We start from the raw sequence: 19,712 nt of genomic DNA on the forward strand, positions 1-19,712 counted from the left end.
ACCGCCCGCACGCGAGCGACCAGCCCGGGGGCGCACTCGCGCCCGGCGACCACACCGCGCTCACCGAGCTCGCGCTCGTCGAGCGCGCCCCCGGCGCCCGCCGCCGCGTCGCCGCCCGCATCCCGCTCGCCTGAGAGCCGCCGAGACGGCACGAACTGCGGCCGAATCCGCCGAGGAGGCGGAGTATCCGCCGCCTCGGCGAGGGTCAGTGGGTCAGCCGGCCAGTTCGGGGGCCCAGTCGCCGGTTGCGAGGTACTGGACCTTCTTGGCGATGGAGACTGCGTGGTCCGCGAAGCGCTCGTGGTAGCGGCTGGCGAGGGTCGCGTCGACGGTGTCCACCGCCTGGCCCTTCCATGTCTCGCCGAGCACCTTGTCGAACACGCTGGCGTGCAGCTCGTCGATGTCGTCGTCGTCGTTGCGGATCTCGTCCGCGAGCCGCATGTCCTGGCTGCGCAGCAGTGCGGCGAGCTTCTCGGCGATCTGCACGTCCAGGCGGCCCATCTCGGCGAACGTCGAGCGGAGGCTCTTCGGGACGACCTTGTCGGGGAAACGGTAGCGGGCGAGCTGGGCGATGTGCTCGGCCATGTCGCCCATCCGCTCGAGGGACGCGCTGATCCGCAACGCGCTGACGACGATGCGGAGGTCGCGGGCGACGGGCTGCTGGCGGGCGAGGATCTGGATCGAGAGCTCGTCGAGGAGCACCGTGAGCTCGTCGATGTGGTGGTCGTTGGCGATCACCTCTTCGGCGAGGGACACATCCGACTCGTTGAACGCCTCCGTGGCGCCGCGGATCGAGCGGACGACCAGCTCGGCGATCTCGACCAGCCGGTCCTGGACGTCGGCCAGCTCCTGCTGGAAAACTTCGCGCATGGGATGAGGTCCTTCCTGGGCGTGCGCGGGCACGCGGGATACAGAGGTCAGTCGACCCCGCTCAGCATGCTCGCTTCGGGAGGTTAACGGATGGTGCCGTAGGGCTGAACAGTATCTAACGTACCCGCGAAAACACGCGGCGGAGAGCGTGATCGGTCACGGCGCGTCCTCCTGCGTCACTTACGCTTTGGGTATGGACTCCGCCTGGTTGGTGCTGCTCTCGCTGGGACTGGGGCTGGTCGTCGGCGCGGGGTTCGTCTGGATCCTCCACATCGCCGCACGCCGCGGAGACCATGCGGCGGCCGTGTCCAATCCGGCCGTCCCGGACGGTGTGGACCAAGTCCTCGACGCGATGGAGTCGGCCGGAGTCGTGCTGGACCCCTCGAACAACGTCATCAAGGCATCCCCCGGCGCGCATGCGATCGGTCTGGTCTGGAACGGCGCCCTCGTGCACCCGCACCTGATCGAGCTCGTCGACCGGGTGCGCCGCACCGGCGAGCCGGTCACCGAGGAGTGCGAGCTGGCGCGCGGGCCGTTCGGCGACGCCAACATCCACCTGAGCGTGCGTGTGGCGCGGCTGGGCTCCCGCTACATCCTGCTGCTGGCCGAGGACCGCACGGAGTCATTCCGGCTGGAGTCCGTGCGCCGCGACTTCGTGGCGAACATCAGCCACGAGCTGAAGACGCCGATCGGCGCGGTCAGTCTCCTGGCCGAGGCCCTGGACGACGCCTCCGACGACCCGGACCAGGTGCGCCGCTTCGCGCTGCGGCTCAGCGAGGAGGCCTCCCGCCTCGCCCGCATCACGCAGGACATCATCGAGCTGAGCCGCCTGCAGGCCGCCGACGCGATCGGCGACGCCGAGGAGCTGTCGGCGAAGAAGGTCGTCCGCGCCGCCGTGGACCAGAACAAGGTCGCGGCCGAGTCGCGCCAGATCGAGATCGCGATGCGCGGCGAGAAGGACGCCACTGTGATCGGCAACGAGGCGCTGCTGGTCACCGCCGTGCACAACCTCATCTCGAACGCCATCCAGTACTCGCCGGAGGACTCCCGGATCGGGATCGGCGTGCGCACGGTCGACGGCGTCGTCGAGATCGCGGTCACGGACCAGGGTGAAGGCATCCCGGAGGACGACCTCGACCGCGTGTTCGAGCGCTTCTTCCGGGTGGACCAGGCCCGCTCCCGCAATACCGGTGGCACGGGCCTCGGGCTTGCGATCGTCAAGCACGCCGTGCAGAACCACGGCGGCGAGGTCCGCGTCTGGTCGCAGCCCGGCCGAGGCTCCACCTTCACCATCCGGCTGCCAGAGGCCGCCACCGTCCGTCCCCCGATTGGAGAGAACCTGTGACAGCCATCCTGCTCGTCGAGGATGAGGCCGCGCTCAGCGAGCCGCTCGCGTACCTGCTCAAGCGCGAGGGCTACGAGGTGACGGTCGCCGAAGACGGCCCGACGGCGCTCGCCGAGTTCGACCGCGGCGGCGCCGACCTGGTGCTGCTCGACCTCATGCTGCCGGGCATCCCCGGCACGGAGGTCTGCCGGGAGATCCGCACGCGCTCCAACGTCCCGATCATCATGCTGACCGCCAAGGACTCCGAGGTCGACATCGTGGTCGGCCTCGAGCTCGGCGCAGACGACTACGTCACCAAGCCGTACTCGTCGCGCGAGCTGCTGGCGCGCATCCGCGCCGTCCTCCGACGGCGCGTGGACGAGGCCGAGCTGGAGGACGACGGCATCCTGGAGGCCGGCACCGTCCGCATGGACGTCGACCGCCACACGGTCTCGGTCAAGGGCGGCGAGATCTCCATGCCGCTCAAGGAATTCGAACTGCTGGAGCTGCTGCTGCGCAACGCCGGGCGCGTGCTCACCCGCGGTCAGCTCATCGACCGGGTGTGGGGCAGCGACTACTTCGGCGACACCAAGACGCTCGACGTGCACATCAAGCGAATCCGCTCACGCATCGAGGAGAGCCCGTCCGACCCGCAGATGCTGGTGACGGTGCGCGGGCTCGGCTACCGCTTCAACGCCTGAGGCCGGCCGCCGCCGGGAACGACGAAGCCGCCCTCGCGACTCGCGAGGGCGGCTTCGTGTGTGCCGTGCGGCCGTCCGCTCAGCCCTGGGCCGGCAGGATGGTCGGCGGCACGAGGGCCTTGTAATCCGGGAGGCCTCCGTCGAGGACCGGGACCTGCAGCTTCACGCCGGTCGCGTCGCCGTACTGGAAGTACACCGGGTAGTTGCTGCCGGGCAGCGCCTCGAACGGGGTGAGGAAGACGTTGCTGGCGGAGGCCTTGTCGGGCTGGGTGCCGACCTTCTTGACCTGGCCGGGCTCGACGGTGACGTACGCAGCGGCACCGGAGCCGGCGGACGTGATGGCGACGCGGTGACTCTTGGTGTCGGTGTTGACCAGGCTCACCACGAGGTTGCCGACCTTGCCGCCGACGCCGTCGGTGACGATGAAGGCGTTGCGCACGTCGATCTGCCCGACATTGCCGCTCACGCCGTCGCTCGCGTCGTAGTGCTTCGTGGTGGCCTGCGGTGCGATGAACCCGCAACCGGCTGTACCGGCTGCGACCGCCAGGGCGAGGACGATGGACGCCGCGACGCGAGCTTTCACTGGATGACCCTCCCGATCGTTCCGCTCGACGGCGCGGTGATGCCCTGTTACGAAGCGGTTTTCTCGACGAGTTTACCGTATGCCGACAGGGCTTCCCGGCCTCCCCGGGAGCGCGGGGGCGAACCTTAGCATGTGCCTGGTGTGGTATCCTATTCGTTGCTGAAGGGACAACATATCTATGCTTTTCGAGGTTGGCGAAACCGTCGTTTACCCCCATCACGGTGCTGCAACGATCACCGAGGTCAAGAAAAGAATCATCAAGGGTGAAGAGAAGCTGTACCTCAAGCTCAACGTGACTCAGGGCGACCTGACCATCGAGGTCCCGGCTGAGAACGTGGATCTGGTCGGTGTGCGGGATGTCATCGGCAAGGAGGGCCTCGACCGCGTGTTCGAGGTGCTGCGCGCCCCGTTCACGGAGGAGCCCACCAACTGGTCCCGTCGCTACAAGGCGAACCTGGAGAAGCTGGCGTCGGGCGACGTCATCAAGGTCTCCGAGGTCGTCCGCGACCTGTGGCGCCGTGATCAGGACCGCGGCCTGTCCGCCGGCGAGAAGCGCATGCTCGCCAAGGCACGCCAGATCCTCATCTCGGAGCTCGCCCTCGCGGAGAAGACCGACGACGAGAAGGCATCGAGCCTCCTCGACGAGGTGCTCGCCTCCTAACCCGCGATTCACCTGCTTCGACAGCCCCGCTGCACCGCGCAGCGGGGCTTTCGGCATCTGCGGGGCCCGGGCGCTGTCCGGGTAGTCTCGTGACGTGATCAGCAACTCTGGGCCGCGCGTTGCGGTCGTCGTCGTCGCAGCCGGTTCGGGCACGCGCCTGGGGGCGGAGGTGCCGAAGGCGTTCGTGGAGCTCGGAGGGCGCACCCTGCTGGAGCGGTCGCTGCATGCCGTGCGCGGCATGCGGGCGCAGGTGGACGCGGTGCTCGTCGTGCCCGCCGACCGCGCTGCGGAGGCCGCGGACATCGCCGGGCTCGTCTTCGGCCGGCCTGTGGAGGTCGTGGCGGGAGGCTCCACGCGCCAGCAGTCGGTCGCGGCGGGGCTCGCCGTGATCGGTGACGAGGTGGACGTGGTGCTCGTGCACGACGCCGCCCGGGCGCTCACGCCCTCCGCACTGTTCGACGCCGTGGTGGAGGCCGTGCTCGAGACCGGGCACGGCGTGATCCCCGGCCTCCCGGTCAGCGACACGATCAAGCGCGTCACCGGCGACGGAGCGGTGCACGAGACCGTCGACCGGTCGGCGCTGGCCGCGGTGCAGACCCCGCAGGGCTTCCCGCGCGATCAGCTGTTGGCCGCATATGCCGCGGCGACCACCGACGAGACGGACGACGCCGGGCTCGTCGCCGCGGCCGGATATCGCGTGACGGTGGTGCCGGGGGCGACGGAGGCCTTCAAGATCACGACGCCGTGGGACCTGCAGCGCGCGCGCGACCTCCTGGCGCCTTCTGGTGCGCCGCGGATCGGACTCGGTACCGACACGCACGCGTTCGACCCGTCCGCCGAGCTCTGGCTGGCCGGCCTGCACTGGCCGGGGGAGCCCGGCTTGTCGGGGCACAGCGACGGCGACGCCGCAAGCCACGCGATCGTCGACGCCCTGCTCGGGGCGGCCGGGCTCGGTGACATCGGCGGGGTGTTCGGGACGGGCGATCCGCGGTTCGCGGGAGCGCACGGCGAGGTGTTCCTCACGGAGACCCGCCGGCTGGTCGAGGAGGCGGGCTTCCGGATCGGCAACGTGTCGGTGCAGCTCATCGGGCAGAAGCCGAAGTTCGCGCCGCGCCGGGTGGAGGCCGAGCGGCTCCTGTCCGGGATCCTCGGCGCACCGGTCTCCGTCAGCGCGACGACGACGGACGGGCTCGGCTTCACGGGGCGCGGGGACGGGATCGCCGTCTTCGCGACGGCGCTGCTGTTCCCGCGTTGATCAGATCCCTGTGCTGATCAGCTCCCTGCCGCGAGCGGCCTCCAGTCGTCCACGCCCGGGTCCTCTCCGGCCGCCGCGAGCGCGAGGCGCGGCAGGAAGTGGGCCCAGCCCGCGCGATGGCCGGCGACGCGCGGCTCGGGAAGGCCGGCGTGGTGCACCTGCACCCGGGTGCCCATCGTGATCGGCGTCAGCGTGAACGTGACCGTGGAGGCTCCGGGCGGCAGGTCGGCGCTGCCGGCCAGGCCCCAGCTGACCACCACCCGGTGCGGCTCGTCCACCTCCAGGAACTCGCCGCGGATCGGGCTCCCGGCGATGTCGGCTGTGAACTCGCCGCCCGGGCGCGGGTCGAGGACGGCGTGCTGGCCCATCCACGAGGTCAGGCCCGCGGGCGTGACGAGGTAGGCGAAGACGACGTCCGGCGGAGCCGCGATGTCGATCGCCGCGACGTGCTCAGCCATCGGACGCCTCCTGCCGGCCCTCGACGGCCGCCTTCAGTGCGGCCAGGTGGCTCGGCCAGAACTCGTCGAGGTAGGAACGCACGGCGGCGAGGCCGTCGGTGTCCACTACGAAGAGATGCCGGGTGCCGTCGCGACTGCCGGAGACCAGGCCTGCGCGACGGAGCACGCCGAGGTGATGCGACGTGACCTGCTGCGAGAGGCCGAGTTCGCCGGCGAGCTGCCCGACGGGGGTCGGGCCGGCGCGGAGCGCGGCGAGAATGGCGCGCCTGTTCGCGTCGGCGAGCGCGGTGAGAGCTGCGTCGAGCGAACGGTCCCCGGCGGTCTGTGGCATGGGCCTCCTGTCGGAATCCAGACTAGCACAAATCAACGTTTGTACTTACTCTGGTTTGTGGAAGGGAGAACGAGATGACGGAGAAGGACAGCGCGACCATCGGGCGCGCGTACATCGAGGCGGTCGGCGCCCATGATCTGGAGGCGGTCGACGCGCTGCTCTCCGACGGGCTGGCGGCGGTGTTCGCCGGAGGGACGATCGGGAAGCAGGGCTGGCTGGAGGCGCTCGAGCGACTGCTGCCCGCGCTGGTGCGGAACGACGTTCGAGAAGTGTTCGCGGACGGGGATCGCGCCTGCGTCGTGTACGACTTCGTGACCGACACCCCGGCGGGCGCGGTGCCGTGCGTCGAACTCGTGACGGTGCGCGACGGGAGGATCACCGCGATCGAGCTGATCTTCGACAGGGTGAGGTTCGCGCCGGTCAACGAGGCCCTCGCCTCGCGCGCCGCCAGCCGGTAGCCGGTAGTCCTCCACAGTCACGCGCGCCGGCCGACTTGTCCACCACTTCGGTCATGGATGAGGTGGGCGCATTGCCCGACCCGTAGGCTTGTGCCGTGACTCTGCGACTCTTCGACACGAAGGCCGGCGCCCTGCGCGACTTCGTCCCCTTGCACCCCGGTGCGGTGGGCATGTATGTCTGCGGGCCGACGGTCCAGTCGTCGCCGCACATCGGGCACCTGCGCTCGGCCCTGGTGTACGACCAGCTGCGCCGCTGGTTCGGCTACCGCGGGCTGGACGTCACCCTGGTGCGCAACGTCACCGACATCGACGACAAGATCCTCGTCAACGCACTGGCGGCGCAGTCGCAGGGCGGCTCGGAGGAGTGGTGGGCGCTCGCCTACCGGTTCGAGCTGGAGTTCACCGCCGCCTACACGGCGCTCGGGATCCAGCCGCCGACCTACGAGCCGCGCGCGACCGCGAGCATCCCGCAGATGCAGGAGCTGATCGCGCGGCTCATCGAGCGCGGCCACGCCTACGCGGCCGCAGACGGCTCCGGCGACGTCTACTTCGACGTGCGGAGCTGGCCGTCGTACGGCGAGCTGACCAGGCAGAGCATCGAGAACATGGAGGCCGCGGCCGACGCGGACCCGCGCGCGAAACGCGATCCCCGCGACTTCGCGCTGTGGAAGGGACGCAAGAGCGACGAGCCGGCGTCGGCGGCGTTCCCGTCGCCGTGGGGCGACGGCCGGCCCGGCTGGCACATCGAGTGCTCGGCGATGTCGCGCCGCTACCTCGGGCCGCAGTTCGACATCCACGGCGGAGGCCTCGACCTGCGCTTCCCCCATCACGAGAACGAGATCGCGCAGTCGACGGCCCTCGGCGACGCGTTCGCGTCGTACTGGGTGCACAACGGCCTCGTGCACGTCAACGGGCAGAAGATGAGCAAGTCGCTCGGCAACTCGGTCTACGCGGCCGACCTCCTGGGCGCGGCCCGGCCGCTGGTGGTGCGCTACTACCTCGGCTCGGCGCACTACCGCTCCACCATCGACTTCCACGACGGCTCGCTCAGCGAGGCCGAGGCCGCACTCGACCGCATCGCGGGCTTCTTCGAGCGGGTCGACCGGCGGCTCTCGGGCACACGGTTCGCCGGCAGCGGCGTGGAGGTCGTGCCCGGCGCGTTCGCCGAGGCGATGGACGACGACCTCGCGGTGCCGCAGGCGCTCGCCGTGCTGCACGACACCGTGCGTTCAGGAAACGCGGCGCTGGATGCGGAAGACTTGGAGGCGGCCGCGGCCGCGCGTGGCCACGTTCTCGCGATGACCGAGGTGCTCGGCATCAACCCGCTCTCGCCGCAGTGGCGCACCGCCGGTTCGAGCACGGCCGAGCACGCGCTCGCCAGCCTGATCGACCGCCTGCTCGCGGATCGGCAGGATGCGCGGCAGGCGCGCGACTTCGCGGCAGCAGACCGCATCCGCGACGAATTGACCGCCGCGGGAATCAGTATCGAAGACACCCCGTCGGGGTCGCATTGGAGCATCGAAGCATGAAGAACTCAGGTGGCAAGCCCCGTGCCGGGGCCGTGAGGAAGGGCAAGAAGGGCGCCCAGGTCGGCACCGGCGGCCACGGCCGCAAGGCGCTGGAGGGCCGCGGCCCGACCCCGAAGGCCGAGGACCGCGAGTACCACGTGGCCTACAAGAACAAGCAGCTCCGGGAGCGCGCGGCGGCGAAGGCCGAGCAGCGCGGCGGCCGGGACGGCGCGCCTCGTGGCGCCTCCGGCGCGGCCCGCCGGGCGAAGACCGGCGACGAGAGCGAGATCGTCACCGGACGCAACTCCGTGCTGGAGGCGCTGCGCGCGGCGATCCCGGCCTCCACCCTCTACATCGCGGCGCGGGTCGAGATGGACGACCGGACGAAGGAGATCCTCTCGATCGCCACCCGCCGGGGCATCCCGGTGCTGGAGATCATGCGCCCGGAGCTCGACCGGCTCGCCGGCCGCGACGCCGTGCACCAGGGCGTCGCGCTGAAGGTGCCGCCGTACGAGTACGCCCACCCGGGCGAGCTGCTCGACCTCACCCTGCGCAAGGGCGAGACGCCGCTCTTCGTCGCGCTCGACGGGATCACCGACCCCCGCAACCTCGGTGCGATCATCCGCTCGACGGCTGCGTTCGGCGGTCAAGGCGTGATCATCCCGCAGCGGCGTTCGGTCGGAATGACGGCGGCCGCCTGGAAGACCTCCGCGGGCGCGGCGGCGCGCACGCCCGTCGCGATGGCCCCCAACCTCACCCAGACCCTCAAGGAGTTCAAGAAGGCGGGCGTCTTCGTCCTCGGCCTCGACGGCGGCGGCGACACCAGCCTCCCCGGCCTCTCGTTCGCCGACCGCCCGGTCGTGATCGTGGTCGGCAGCGAGGGCAAGGGCCTCTCCCGGCTGGTCACCGAGACCTGCGACGCGGTGGTCTCCATCCCGATCTCCGCCACCACGGAGTCGCTCAACGCCGGGATCGCCGCGAGCGTCGCGCTCTACGAGATCGCGAAGCTGCGAGCGGAGGCGAAGAGCGCGAAGCGCTGACCCGGCGCCGAGGTCAGCCCAGCTCGGCTCAGCTCGGGTTGCCGGTGCCCGTGAACGCGCCGGAGTGGCTCATGATCGACAGGAACAGCGTGAGCCACACGATGAAGAACAGCAGGCCGAGGATCGTGCCTGCATAGCCGAGGATCAGGCCGGCCAGCGCCATGCCCCGGCCTGCCTCGCCGGTGCGCCTGATCTGCGACAGGGCGATGTGGCCGGTGATGACGGCGACGATACTGACCACGAAGGCGGACACCAGCGAGACGATCGCCAGGACGTTCGTCCGGGGCGGGGCCGCGTAGGCGTACGGATACGGCGCTGCCGGTTGACCGGGCTGCGGCTGGCCGTACGACTGCTGGCCGTACGGCGGCTGCGGCTGCGGCGGCTGGCCGTACTGCGGCTGGCCGTACTGCGGCTGGCCGTAGGGCTGCTGACCGTCGGGCTGGTCGGTGAAGGACATCGTGCTCCTCGCTCTGTGACATTCTGAGCGTAGCGGGCGGCCGCCGCGGGCCGCGCCCACCAGAGTGGGGGCGGCGCGCGGGGCGTCAGACCTTCGAGCGCCAGTCGTCCTCGTCGTCGTCGGTCTCGACGGCCGTGGCGCCGCCGATCACCGGGATGCTGATCGTCTCGGTGGGCGGGCCCACCACCGTGGCCTCGTCGCGGCGGTGGCGGAGGATGTTGTTGATGTAGGAGGTCAGCGCCTCCGCCAGCGGGACGTCCCGGCCTTCGGCCTGCGACATGAACCAGCGGTGCTCCAGGAGCTGGTGGAAGACCTCCGCCGGCTCGAGTTTGCCCTTCAGGTCGGACGGGATAGCCCGGACCACCGGCTCGAAGACGCGCAGCAGCCACTCGTGGGCCATCGCCTCCTCGTCGAGGCCGCGCTTGCCGAGGGTCGCGGAGTACGAGTCCAGGTCGTTGAGGAGGCGGCGGGCCTGGTTCTCGCCGGTGTCCAGGCCGGTCAGGCGCAGCAGGCGGCGGGAGTGGTGGCCGGCGTCGACGACCTTCGGCTGGATGCGGACGGTCGTGCCCTCGTCGGAGGTCTTGATCGCCAGCTCCTCGATGTCGAAGCCGAGCTCGTTCAGGCGCTCCACGCGCTGGCTGATCCGCCAGCGCTCCGACGACGAGAACGACTCGCTGCCGGTCAGCTCCTTCCAGAGCGAGCGGTAGGCGGCGACGATCCCGTTCGACACCTTGATAGGGTCGAGCTCCTCGTCCACGCGGCCGCCGGCCTCCAGATCCATGAGCTCGCCGGCGATGTTGACGCGGGCGATCTCCAGGTCGTTCTCGCGCTGGCCGTTCGAGAGGCCGCCGTCGTAGATCTGTCCGGTCTCGGCGTCCACCAGGTACGCCGCGAAGGCGCCGGCGTCGCGGCGGAACAGGGTGTTCGAGAGCGAGACGTCGCCCCAGAAGAAGCCGACGATGTGCAGCCGCACCAGGAGCACGGCGAGGGCGTCGACCAGCCGGGTCGCGGTGTCGGGGCGCAGCGTCTGCGAGAACAGGGCGCGGTACGGCAGCGAGAACTTGAGGTGCCGGGTGACCAGCGCGGCGTTCAGCGCGTCGCCGTCGTCATCGGACCGGTTCTTGATGACGGCGACCGGGTCGACGCACGGCACGTCCAGGCGCTGGAGGGTGCGCAGCATGTCGTACTCGCGCTGCGCCATCTCCGCCGTCGTCTCCTTGATGGCGATGACGTAGCCGGACAGGTTGGCGAACCGCACGAGATGACGGCTGATGCCCTTGGGCAGCAGTGCGATGTGCTCGTTCGACCACTGGTCGAGCGGCAGGTTCCAGGGCAGATCGAGCAGTGCGGGATCGACGGTCGCCGCGGTGATGTTGACAGAGCCGGCCATGAGGCGCCTTCCGGGAACGGGTAGTGGCGGAAAAGCACTCTGCCGCAGCCCGGATCCGGACTGCGGCAGAGTGAGGATTCGCTCCGACGACCTTAGTCGACGACGGCGCCGCCGAGACGCTCGCCCGACTCCGCGTGGAAGAGGTGGACGTGACCCGGCTTCGGGGTGATGTACACGGTGTCGCCCGCGTTCGGGTGAACGCGGCCGTCGACGCGGCCGACGATGTCGGTGCGCTTGCCGTCGACCTCGGAGTGGCCGTAGAGGTAGCCGTCGGCGCCGAGCTCCTCGACGAGGTCGACCGCGACCTTCAGGCCGCCGTTCTCGGCGTTGGAGACGACGACGTCCTCCGGGCGGACACCGATGGTGACGGAGTTGCCGGCGTTGGCGAGCACGTCGCGCTCGACCGGGACGACCGTCGTGCCGAACTTGATGCCACCGTCGGTGACGTCCGCCGTGAACAGGTTCATGGCGGGGGAGCCGATGAAGCCGGCTACGAAGACGTTCCGCGGCTGGGCGTACAGGTCGCGCGGGGTGCCGACCTGCTGGAGCACGCCGTCCTTGAGGACTGCGATGCGGTCGCCCATGGTGAGCGCCTCGGTCTGGTCGTGCGTGACGTAGACCGTGGTGACGCCGAGACGGCGGGTGAGCGAGGCGATCTGGGTGCGGGTCTGCACGCGGAGCTTGGCGTCGAGGTTCGACAGCGGCTCGTCCATGAGGAACACCTGGGGGGAGCGGACGATCGCGCGGCCCATGGCGACGCGCTGACGCTGACCACCGGAGAGCGCCTTCGGCTTGCGGCCGAGGTAGGGCTCCAGGTCGAGCAGCTTGGCGGCCTCGAGGACGCGGGAGGCGCGCTCGTCCTTGCCGACACCCGCGATCTTGAGCGCGAAGCCCATGTTCTCGGCGACGGTCATGTGCGGGTACAGCGCGTAGTTCTGGAACACCATCGCGATGTCGCGGTCCTTCGGCGGCACGTCGGTGACGTTGCGCTCGCCGATGAAGATGTTGCCGTCGTTGACCTCTTCGAGACCCGCGAGCATGCGGAGCGAAGTGGACTTTCCGCAGCCGGAGGGGCCGACGAGGACGAGGAACTCGCCGTCTGCGATGTCGAGGTCGAGAGCGTCGACCGCGGGGCGGTTGGAACCCGGATAGAGCCGGGTCGCCTTGTCATAGGTGACAGTCGCCATGGTTGTTTTGTCTCCTTCACCGGCAGGTACGTGCCGGACGATCCGTTGTGAATGGAATAGACGTGGCGTCGACGTCCGAGGGCGTCGATGCCACGACCCCCATAGTAAGCCATACGAAGCCCAGGTTTTACCACCTGGTGATAGGGGCCCCCGGGAGGCCGCGGCCCACACTCGGGGGGCAACGCGCAGCTGGCGTTCGGGACGTGAGGGGGGTATGTCTGGTCTATTCCCAGACTGCCGCAATATGGTCTTCTGGTTGCGTCTGCTCACGCCACACCCGGCGGCACGTCCCCCCGCGCGCCGCATCGCCTACCCCCGAGAGCCGATTCCCCCACGATATGAGTTCCATGAACGACCCCGACGAGAGCCGCAGCGGCGACGTCCGCGCGGCTGCACGGGAGAAAGCCCGACAGCTCCGCACGACCCAGCAGCGCAAGGACCGCAGGAACAGGACCCTGCTCTCCGGCGGCATCGTGCTCGGCGTCCTCGCGATCGCGGCCATCGTCGCCGTGGTGATCATGGGGGCCATCCGGCCGACCGTGCCCGGCCCCAAGAACATGGCCAGCGACGGCGTGCTGGTCGGCTCCGGCCTCAAGGTCAAGGCGACCCCGGCGCTCGCGGCCGATGCGAATCCCATCCCCAGCACGCCCGCCACCAACGGCAGCTCGGTCGACATCCGCATCTACGCCGACTACCTGTGCAAGCTGTGCGGCGAGTTCCAGCGCACGAATCTCAAGCAGCTCCAGCCGCTGGTGAAGGACGGCGCCGTGACCGTCGAGATGCACCCGGTGGCGATCTACACCAGCCACTCGGCCGGCACCCGGTACTCGCTGCGCGCCGCGAACGCGGCGGCGTGCGTGGCGAACTACTCGCCGAAGTCGTTCTGGGCCTTCAACCAGTCGCTGTTCGAGCACCAGCCGGCGGAGGGCGGTCCCGGGCTGACCGACGACCAGCTCACGAAGCTCGCGGAGGCGGCGGGCGCCTCCCCGGCGGACGTCGACTCCTGCGTCGGCGACGGCCGGTTCAAGACCTGGGTCGGCAACGCCAGCGACCGCGCGCTCAGCGGGCCGATCCCCAACTCCAGCGTGAAGAAGATGACGAACGCCCTGCTGGTGCTCGTCAACGGCAAGCCCTACACCGGTTCGCTGACGAACGCGGACGACTTCAAGGCGTTCGTGCTCCAGGCACAGGGCGACGAGTACTCGTCGACCTCCACGCCGACGCCGTCGCCGAGCGCGGGGAGCTGACTCCGGCAGCCCTTTCGCGGCTCCAGGACGCCCGCCGCGCATCCCCTAGGATGGTTCGCGACGGGCGTCCGTCATGTCCGCCGACTTAGCTCAGCTGGTAGAGCACTCGCCTTGTAAGCGAGCGGTCGCGAGTTCGAACCTCGCAGTCGGCTCCGTTGGTCCCGGTCTCCTCCCGGGTCCTCTCCGTCATCGCACCGGCAGCCACATGGTTGTCGGTCATCGCTGCTCGCTCTATCCTGGATGCGCGATATTCGAACCGGTCGTTCGGATATGGAACACGCGATCACGATGAAGTGAGGAGCCACCCATGCAGTTCCACCACCACGGCTACGTGTCAGGCGACCCGCACGTGCTGCCCGCGGCCGGGCCGGCCTGGTCCGCCGAGCTGCCGGAGGTCATGGACGTGCTCGTCGTCGGATCGGGACCGGCGGGGATGGTCACCGCCGCGCAGCTCGCCCAGTTCCCCGGGGTCAGCACCCGGCTCATCGAGCGCCGCGGCGGGAGGCTGGAGATCGGCCAGGCCGACGGCATCCAGGCGCGCAGCGTCGAGACCTTCCAGGCGTTCGGGTTTGCCGAGCGGATCACCGCGGAGGCGTACCGGATCACCGAGATGGCGTTCTGGAAGCCGGACCCGGCCGACCCGACCCGCATCGTGCGGGCGGCGCGTGCCGTCGACGACCCGACCGGGATCAGCGAGTTCCCGCATCTGCTGGTCAACCAGGCGCGCGTGCTCGACTACTTCGCCGAGTTCATGGGCAACGGCCCGACGCGGATGCGGCCGGACTACGGCTGGGAGTTCCGCGGCCTCCACGTCGAGGACGAGGGCGAGTACCCGGTGGTGGTGACGCTCGCGCGCACCGAGGGTGAGAGCGCGGGTGAGGAGCGCGTGGTGCGCGCCAAGTACGTGGTCGGCGCGGACGGCGCGCGCAGCAGGGTGCGCGAGTCGATCGGCTGCACGCTCGCCGGGGACCAGGCCAACCACGCGTGGGGTGTGATGGACGTGCTCGCGGTCACCGACTTCCCCGACATCCGCACCAAGTGCTCCATCCAGTCGGAGTTCGGCAACATCCTGCTCATCCCGCGCGAGGGCGGCCACCTGTTCCGGATGTACGTGGACCTCGGCTCCGTCGCCGACGACGACCACGGCGCGGTGCGGGCGACGAGCATGGAGCAGATCATCGCCAAGGCCAACGAGATCCTGCATCCGTACACACTCGACGTGCGCGACGTCGCCTGGCACAGCGTCTACGAGGTGGGGCACCGGCTGACCGACCGGTTCGACGACGTCCCGCTCGACGCGCTGGGGTCGCGCACCCCGCGCGTGTTCATCGCGGGCGACGCCTGCCACACGCACAGCGCCAAGGCGGGGCAGGGGATGAACGTCTCCATCCAGGACGGCTTCAACCTCGGCTGGAAGCTCGGCCATGTGCTGCAGGGCCGCAGTCCGGAGGCGCTGCTGGCGACCTACTCGGCGGAGCGGCACGTGGTGGCCAAGAACCTGATCGACTTCGACAAGGAGTGGTCGACCCTGATGGCGACCAGGCCGGAGGACCTGAAGGACCCGTCGGAGCTGGAGGACTTCTACGTGCGCACGGCCGAGTTCCCCGCCGGGTTCCTGACGGAGTACGGGCCGTCGCTGATCGTCGGCGAGCCAGGGCATCAGGAGCTGGCGACCGGGTTCCCGATCGGCAAGCGGTTCAAGTCGCCGATCGTGGAACGGGTGTGCGACACGAATCCCGTGCACCTCGGGCACCACGCGACGGCGGACGGGCGGTGGCGCATCTACGTGTTCGCCGACGCCGCGCCCGCGGGCGAGGGCGCCCTGGTGGCGGCGTTCGCCGACTGGCTCGCGGCCTCCCCGCGGTCCCCGCTCGCCGCGACGCCGCAGGGTGCGGATGCCGACGCGTGGTTCGACGTGAAGGTCGTCTACCAGCAGGACCACACCGGCGTCGACCTCGGGCGGGTGCCGGACGTCTTCCTGCCGCGGGTGGGTCCGTTTCAGCTGATCGACTACGAGAAGGTGTACGCGACGGCGCCGGCGGACGACGTGTTCGACGCGCGCGGCATCGACCGCGGCGGCGTGATCGTGGTGGTGCGGCCGGACCAGTACGTGGCGCAGGTGCTGCCGTTGGCGGGGTACGAGGAGCTGGGGGAGTTCTTCGCGCCGATCCTGGCGGTGGCGGAGGCGGGTGGAGTCGGCCGTGCGCGCGAGGGAGGCGGAGCGGTGCCGGACGGGGTGGAGGCGGCGACGGTGTGAGCCGTGGCGGCGACGTTCAGCGCAGTTCCGCGGCGACCGTGGCGGCCGCGCGCGCGAGGCGGGCGCCGATGGCGGTCACGTCGCGGCCGTTCGCCACGTACACGACCGCCAGCGCAGCGAGCGGCTGGCTGTGGACGACGAGCGGCACCGCGACCGATGCCAGGCCGGGGATGACCTCGTCGTGGCTGGTCGCGAATCCGCGCCCGCGTGCCTCCAGCGCCTCGTCCCGCGGGTGACCGTCGGGAAGCTCGCGCCACTGCGCCTCGGTGAGCGCGGACTGCAGGGCGATCCCCGGCGCCCCGGTCGTGATCGGATGGCGGGTGCCCGGCCGCTGGGCGACGGCCGCGTGCGCGTGCGTCGGCTCGATGCTGACCAGTGTGACGACCTCGCCGCGGTCGAGCACGGCCAGGAAGGCCGTCATCCCGAGCTCGTTTGCGACCGCGCCGAGCTCGGGCACCGCCGCGGACTGCAGGTCGCGCGACACCGAGCGGGCGAGCGTGGCCATGCGCGGCCCGAGGAGCACGGCGCCCGCGGGATTGCGGACGACGAGGCCGTGGTCCTCGAGCGTGCGGAGGATCCGGTAGACGATCGAGCGGTGCACGCCGAGGGCGGCGGCGAGCTCCACGATGGAGAGCGGACGCTCGGCGTCGGCGAGCGTCTCCAGCACGCGGATGCCGCGGGACAGCGTCTGCGAGTGCGGGGCGGGCGCGGCATCCGCGCTCGCCGTGGCCTCCGCGGGGCGGGCGGAACTCAGGCCGCCTGCTTCGGCCGCGCCATCCGGTGTGCTCGCCATGCGCCCATTCTTTCGCATGCGGCGCGACCGGGGAGGCGGAGGGCGGGCTCAGCCGCCGCGGGTCACGTCGCCGGTGGTCATCCCGCCGCCGCCACGAACGCCCGCGAGTACGCCCACCGCGGCTGGCTCGTCCCGGAGCACATGTACGCGGCGATCCCCGACGTGCACGGCTGATCGCGGGTCAGCTCCCACCAGCTCAGGCCGGCGAGGCCGTTGGCTTTCGCGTACTGTCCGACCGTCGTGGCGTTCGCGAGCGTGAACAGCTCGCCGGTGTCGTTCAGCCCGAACATGGGGGTCACCGCGATCAGGCCGAGTCGCTGGGAGTCGGTCCAGGACACGTAGGCCGTGACGCCCTTCAGCTGGCCCGCGGTGGCGGTGGCGGCGGCGATCGCGGCCTTCCCCATGTCGGTCACGCCGGTGCCGTAGTCCATGGTCATCAGGTTCACGGCCGAGAGCTGCACCCCGGCCGCGGTGAACTCGGAGATGGTCCGGAGGCCGCTGGCCAGCAGGCCGTACGGCATCACCGGCAGCGTGAGCGTGACCTGCAGCGGGTGTCCGGCGGCCGCGCGCTCGCGCTGGAGGGCGGCGACGGCGGTGGCCCGGCGGACGTTCGAGACGGAGTCGGAGACGTCGGCGCCCTCGATGTCGAAGTCGACGCGGTCGAGTGCGAACCGGGAGACCACGGTGCTGTAGGCGGTGAGCAGTTTGGCCGGATCGGTGCAGACCCGGGCGAGCTCGTCGTTGATCGCGCCGCCGAAGGACGCAACGACCCGGCCGCCCTGCGCCTGGAACGCCCGCAGGTTCGCCTGGAAGTCCTGGCTGCCGCCAATCGTGTAGGCGGTGTAACCGGCCCAGGTGGGCGAGCACGCGCTGCTGCGGTCGGCGACGACGAACGCGGCGGTGACCGCGCGCACGCCCGCCGAAGAGGCGAACGAACTGAGGTCGGCGGTCGGCCAGAGACCCATGTCGACGTACGGCGCGATCAGCGGGGCTGCGCCGGGGGTCGGTGTGGAGGTGGGGCTGGGGGTCGGGGTGGGCGTCGGCGTGGGGGTGGGCGTCGGCGTGGGGGTGGGCGTCGGCGTGGGGCTCGGCGTCGAGCCTCCGCCGCCGTTGATCGAGCACGGGAGTACGGCGCCGATCGCGCGGCAGGCGGTCGGCACGAGCGGGGCGCCCGCCGCCTTGCTGGAGGTCAGGCCGAAGCTCGCCGTCGCGCCGGGTGCGAGTGCGGTCGCGTACGACGGCGCCGTCACGCTGAAGCCGTCGGACGTGGCGGCGGCCGTGCCGTCCCAGAGGCTCACGACGCCGTCGGCGGTCGTGAAGGCGAGCTGCCAGGGGGACAGCGTCGTCGAGGAGGTGTTCGCGACGGTGACCGCCGACTGGAAACCGGTCGTCCATTCGGAGGTGACCGTCCAGGTCACGGCGAGGCCGGCGCCCGAGGTGGGCGTCGGGGTCGGGGTCGGGGTCGGGGAGGGTGTGATGGTCGGCGTGGGTGTCGGCGTGGGCGTGGGTGTCGACGTCGGCGTGGACGCGGACCCACCGTTGACCGCGCACGGCACGCTCACCCCCGCGGGGAGTCCGACGATGGTGCAGGAGGTCGGCACGATCGCCGCCGTGCCCGCCCGGGAGGCGGTCAGGCCGAACTGGGCCGAGCCTCCCGGTGCCAGGCTGGTCGCCCACGACGGCCCGCTCGCGGTGAGGGTCCCGGCGGGGGAGGCGACGGAGACGGCCGACCAGATGCTCACGAGCGTGTGCGGGAAGTCGACACGCACCTGCCACGGTTTGAGGGTCGCGCCGGTGCCGTTCGCCACCGTGACCGCGGACTGGAAGCCGGTGGTCCACGAGTTCGTCGTGGTCCAGGTCACATTCACCCGCGGCGTCGCGGCGGCGAGCGCCCCCGAGGTCGCGATCGCGCCGGTGCCGACCAGGCCCGCGACGGCGAGAGCCGCGATGAGGGCTTGGCGATGCGAGGTCCGCCGGCCCGACGGGCGCAGCTGCCCGAGCAGCCGTCTCACCGCGGCCCGGACTCGGTGGCCGGTCGCCCGGTGGCGTGCGGAACGTTGCGCTGACTCGGGCATGGCACTCCTGACGACTTACGACGGAACGGCGAAGGGAGGTACGAGACTCACTATCGGCCATCGCGCCGGATCGGTCAGTGAACGGCGGGGGGTGTCACCGCGCGGTCACGAGTTCACCCGGATGATCTCCTCCTGATACGGCGCGATCACCTCGCCCGAGATCCGCAGATCCAGCACCAGGAACGGCCGCTCGGCCGCCGGGCGCGCCGCCCAGCGGGCCAGCGCGTCCAGATCGGCGGGTGTCCGCACCACGACGCCCTCCGCGCCGAGTGCGGCGCCGAGGCCCGCGAAGTCGACCTCGGGGATGCGCATCGGGCCCTGGGCCAGGCCCTTCAGACCGTAGAGGTTGACCTCGGCGCCGTATGCCGCGTCGTTCCAGACCACGCAGAGGCCGCGCCCGCCCGCGACCCGCACGGCGGACTCCAGGTCGGCCAGTGCCATCAGACCGCCGCCGTCGCCCGTCGTGAGCACGATCGTGGACTCGGGATGTGCGAGGGCGGCGCCGGCGACGCTCGGGAAGCCGAGGCCGATCGACTGGTAGGCGGTGCCGACCATGATCATGCGGTCAGGGGAGGCGACCGGCCAGTACATGTTCGCCCAGCCGATGAAGTGGCCGCCGTCGGAGACCACCACGCGATCGGCGGGCAGCAGCTCGCCGATCCGGGCCGCCGCCGTGCGCGGGTCGAGGCGGCCGTCCGTCGCCAGGCCGTCGCCGGCGTCGCGGGCGTGGAGGGCGGGGAGGTCGACCGACTCGCGCCAGCCGGAGGGCGCGGCGCCGAGCGCGCGCAGCTCGACCACCAGCGCCTCGGCGACCAGGCGGGCGTCGCCGCGCAGGAAGGCGCCGACGTTCGGGTGGCTCGCCGCGGGCGCGACATCCACCTGGATCACCCGCGTGCCCGGGGCGAACAGCTCGCCGAAGCGCATCGTGAACTGGTTGAGGGAGGCGCCGAAGACGACCGCGACGTCGGCCGTGCGGATGGCGGCCATCGCGCCCTCCGCACCGAAGCCGCCGGTCACGCCGAGGTCGTAGCGGCCGTTCGGGAACACGCCGCGGCCGAGCGCGGTGCCCGCGGTGAGGGCGCCTGTCGCCGCGGCGAGGGCGCCGAGCGCTTCGCCC

At 71.0% G+C, this 19,712-nt stretch carries 19 protein-coding genes and 1 tRNA gene; 10 read left to right on the forward strand and 10 right to left on the reverse strand.

Annotated elements, in window-relative coordinates:
* Positions 1-213: 213 nt before the first annotated feature.
* On the reverse strand, positions 214-870 hold the full coding sequence (gene phoU, locus AC3A3H_RS00830) for a phosphate signaling complex protein PhoU (protein ID WP_487612638.1): 657 nt from the start codon (positions 868-870) through the stop codon (positions 214-216).
* 193 nt (positions 871-1,063) lie between these two features.
* On the opposite strand from phoU, the gene AC3A3H_RS00835 reads away from it, so the two are divergent.
* Together AC3A3H_RS00835 and AC3A3H_RS00840 are read left to right on the forward strand one after the other, a co-directional pair.
* On the forward strand, positions 1,064-2,215 hold the full coding sequence (locus AC3A3H_RS00835; protein ID WP_487612639.1) for a sensor histidine kinase: 1,152 nt from the start codon (positions 1,064-1,066) through the stop codon (positions 2,213-2,215).
* Positions 2,212-2,895 carry a response regulator gene (locus AC3A3H_RS00840; RefSeq protein WP_487612640.1) on the forward strand — a complete coding sequence of 228 codons (684 nt, stop codon included), beginning with the start codon at positions 2,212-2,214 and terminating at the stop codon, positions 2,893-2,895. The genes AC3A3H_RS00835 and AC3A3H_RS00840 overlap by 4 nt, the downstream gene beginning before the upstream one ends.
* A 79-nt stretch (positions 2,896-2,974) precedes the next feature.
* Here AC3A3H_RS00840 and AC3A3H_RS00845 read toward each other — a convergent pair whose 3' ends face one another.
* Positions 2,975-3,478 carry a hypothetical protein gene (locus tag AC3A3H_RS00845; protein WP_487612641.1) on the reverse strand — a complete coding sequence of 168 codons (504 nt, stop codon included), beginning with the start codon at positions 3,476-3,478 and terminating at the stop codon, positions 2,975-2,977.
* Positions 3,479-3,656: 178 nt separating this feature from the next.
* Between AC3A3H_RS00845 and AC3A3H_RS00850 the strand changes: the two genes are divergently transcribed.
* Together AC3A3H_RS00850 and ispD are read left to right on the forward strand one after the other, a co-directional pair.
* Positions 3,657-4,139, forward strand: a complete 483-nt coding sequence (locus tag AC3A3H_RS00850) for a CarD family transcriptional regulator (RefSeq protein WP_021763858.1) — start codon at positions 3,657-3,659, stop codon at positions 4,137-4,139.
* A 94-nt stretch (positions 4,140-4,233) separates the two neighbouring features.
* Positions 4,234-5,394, forward strand: a complete 1,161-nt coding sequence (gene ispD / locus AC3A3H_RS00855; protein WP_487612642.1) for a 2-C-methyl-D-erythritol 4-phosphate cytidylyltransferase — start codon at positions 4,234-4,236, stop codon at positions 5,392-5,394.
* A gap of 17 nt (positions 5,395-5,411) precedes the next feature.
* On the opposite strand, the gene AC3A3H_RS00860 is transcribed toward ispD, so the two are convergent.
* On the reverse strand, positions 5,412-5,852 hold the full coding sequence (locus AC3A3H_RS00860; protein WP_487612643.1) for an SRPBCC family protein: 441 nt from the start codon (positions 5,850-5,852) through the stop codon (positions 5,412-5,414).
* The gene (locus AC3A3H_RS00865) at positions 5,845-6,183 is read right to left on the reverse strand and encodes an ArsR/SmtB family transcription factor (RefSeq protein ID WP_487612644.1); all 339 of its coding nucleotides are present in this window, start codon (positions 6,181-6,183) and stop codon (positions 5,845-5,847) included. The genes AC3A3H_RS00860 and AC3A3H_RS00865 overlap by 8 nt, the downstream gene beginning before the upstream one ends.
* A 74-nt stretch (positions 6,184-6,257) precedes the next feature.
* Here AC3A3H_RS00865 and AC3A3H_RS00870 point away from each other — a divergent pair, with 74 nt between their 5' ends.
* From AC3A3H_RS00870 to rlmB, 3 genes are all read left to right on the forward strand, one after another.
* Positions 6,258-6,641, forward strand: coding sequence for a nuclear transport factor 2 family protein (locus AC3A3H_RS00870; RefSeq protein ID WP_487612645.1), 384 nt, complete (start codon positions 6,258-6,260; stop codon positions 6,639-6,641).
* A gap of 95 nt (positions 6,642-6,736) precedes the next feature.
* Positions 6,737-8,170 (forward strand): cysteine--tRNA ligase, encoded by a 1,434-nt coding sequence (cysS, locus tag AC3A3H_RS00875; RefSeq protein WP_487612646.1) that lies wholly within the window; start codon positions 6,737-6,739, stop codon positions 8,168-8,170.
* On the forward strand, positions 8,167-9,189 hold the full coding sequence (rlmB, locus tag AC3A3H_RS00880; RefSeq protein ID WP_487612647.1) for a 23S rRNA (guanosine(2251)-2'-O)-methyltransferase RlmB: 1,023 nt from the start codon (positions 8,167-8,169) through the stop codon (positions 9,187-9,189). The genes cysS and rlmB overlap by 4 nt, the downstream gene beginning before the upstream one ends.
* A gap of 28 nt (positions 9,190-9,217) precedes the next feature.
* On the opposite strand, the gene AC3A3H_RS00885 is transcribed toward rlmB, so the two are convergent.
* The 3 genes from AC3A3H_RS00885 to AC3A3H_RS00895 form a co-directional block, all read right to left on the reverse strand.
* A complete protein-coding gene (locus AC3A3H_RS00885; protein ID WP_487612648.1) occupies positions 9,218-9,646 on the reverse strand; it encodes a DUF4190 domain-containing protein in 429 nt (142 codons plus the stop codon).
* Positions 9,647-9,731: 85 nt separating this feature from the next.
* The gene (locus AC3A3H_RS00890; protein WP_487612649.1) at positions 9,732-11,036 is read right to left on the reverse strand and encodes a DUF4032 domain-containing protein; all 1,305 of its coding nucleotides are present in this window, start codon (positions 11,034-11,036) and stop codon (positions 9,732-9,734) included.
* Positions 11,037-11,128: 92 nt separating this feature from the next.
* A complete protein-coding gene (locus AC3A3H_RS00895; RefSeq protein ID WP_487612650.1) occupies positions 11,129-12,223 on the reverse strand; it encodes an ABC transporter ATP-binding protein in 1,095 nt (364 codons plus the stop codon).
* Positions 12,224-12,570: 347 nt separating this feature from the next.
* On the opposite strand from AC3A3H_RS00895, the gene AC3A3H_RS00900 reads away from it, so the two are divergent.
* The 3 genes from AC3A3H_RS00900 to AC3A3H_RS00910 all read left to right on the forward strand — a co-directional run bounded on the left by AC3A3H_RS00900 (position 12,571) and on the right by AC3A3H_RS00910 (position 15,727).
* Positions 12,571-13,470 carry a DsbA family protein gene (locus AC3A3H_RS00900; RefSeq protein WP_487612651.1) on the forward strand — a complete coding sequence of 300 codons (900 nt, stop codon included), beginning with the start codon at positions 12,571-12,573 and terminating at the stop codon, positions 13,468-13,470.
* Positions 13,471-13,549: 79 nt separating this feature from the next.
* Positions 13,550-13,622 (forward strand) — tRNA-Thr (locus AC3A3H_RS00905).
* 155 nt (positions 13,623-13,777) lie between these two features.
* On the forward strand, positions 13,778-15,727 hold the full coding sequence (locus AC3A3H_RS00910) for an FAD-binding monooxygenase (protein WP_487612652.1): 1,950 nt from the start codon (positions 13,778-13,780) through the stop codon (positions 15,725-15,727).
* Between the two features lie 16 nt (positions 15,728-15,743).
* Here AC3A3H_RS00910 and AC3A3H_RS00915 read toward each other — a convergent pair whose 3' ends face one another.
* The 3 genes from AC3A3H_RS00915 to AC3A3H_RS00925 form a co-directional block, all read right to left on the reverse strand.
* On the reverse strand, positions 15,744-16,520 hold the full coding sequence (locus tag AC3A3H_RS00915) for an IclR family transcriptional regulator (RefSeq protein WP_487612653.1): 777 nt from the start codon (positions 16,518-16,520) through the stop codon (positions 15,744-15,746).
* Between the two features lie 77 nt (positions 16,521-16,597).
* Positions 16,598-18,595 (reverse strand): cellulose binding domain-containing protein, encoded by a 1,998-nt coding sequence (locus AC3A3H_RS00920; protein WP_487612654.1) that lies wholly within the window; start codon positions 18,593-18,595, stop codon positions 16,598-16,600.
* 105 nt (positions 18,596-18,700) lie between these two features.
* Positions 18,701-19,712 (reverse strand): thiamine pyrophosphate-dependent enzyme (locus tag AC3A3H_RS00925; protein ID WP_487612655.1); only part of this gene is annotated, 1,012 nt, incomplete at its 5' end.

The sequence above is a fragment of the Leifsonia sp. Soil_N53 genome (assembly GCF_057655165.1).

Bases quoted from the DNA above. Each gene is read 5' to 3' on its own strand.
- AC3A3H_RS00895 (WP_487612650.1), bottom strand. From the start codon at position 12,223: ATGGCGACTGTCACCTATGACAAGGCGACCCGGCTCTATCCGGGTTCC.
- AC3A3H_RS00850 (WP_021763858.1), top strand. From the start codon at position 3,657: ATGCTTTTCGAGGTTGGCGAAACCGTCGTTTACCCCCATCACGGTGCT.
- AC3A3H_RS00870 (WP_487612645.1), top strand. From the start codon at position 6,258: ATGACGGAGAAGGACAGCGCGACCATCGGGCGCGCGTACATCGAGGCG.
- AC3A3H_RS00910 (WP_487612652.1), top strand. From the start codon at position 13,778: ATGCAGTTCCACCACCACGGCTACGTGTCAGGCGACCCGCACGTGCTG.
- AC3A3H_RS00920 (WP_487612654.1), bottom strand. From the start codon at position 18,595: ATGCCCGAGTCAGCGCAACGTTCCGCACGCCACCGGGCGACCGGCCAC.
- AC3A3H_RS00915 (WP_487612653.1), bottom strand. From the start codon at position 16,520: ATGGCGAGCACACCGGATGGCGCGGCCGAAGCAGGCGGCCTGAGTTCC.
- AC3A3H_RS00885 (WP_487612648.1), bottom strand. From the start codon at position 9,646: ATGTCCTTCACCGACCAGCCCGACGGTCAGCAGCCCTACGGCCAGCCG.
- phoU (WP_487612638.1), bottom strand. From the start codon at position 870: ATGCGCGAAGTTTTCCAGCAGGAGCTGGCCGACGTCCAGGACCGGCTG.
- AC3A3H_RS00865 (WP_487612644.1), bottom strand. From the start codon at position 6,183: ATGCCACAGACCGCCGGGGACCGTTCGCTCGACGCAGCTCTCACCGCG.
- rlmB (WP_487612647.1), top strand. From the start codon at position 8,167: ATGAAGAACTCAGGTGGCAAGCCCCGTGCCGGGGCCGTGAGGAAGGGC.
- AC3A3H_RS00835 (WP_487612639.1), top strand. From the start codon at position 1,064: ATGGACTCCGCCTGGTTGGTGCTGCTCTCGCTGGGACTGGGGCTGGTC.
- AC3A3H_RS00860 (WP_487612643.1), bottom strand. From the start codon at position 5,852: ATGGCTGAGCACGTCGCGGCGATCGACATCGCGGCTCCGCCGGACGTC.
- AC3A3H_RS00890 (WP_487612649.1), bottom strand. From the start codon at position 11,036: ATGGCCGGCTCTGTCAACATCACCGCGGCGACCGTCGATCCCGCACTG.
- AC3A3H_RS00900 (WP_487612651.1), top strand. From the start codon at position 12,571: ATGAACGACCCCGACGAGAGCCGCAGCGGCGACGTCCGCGCGGCTGCA.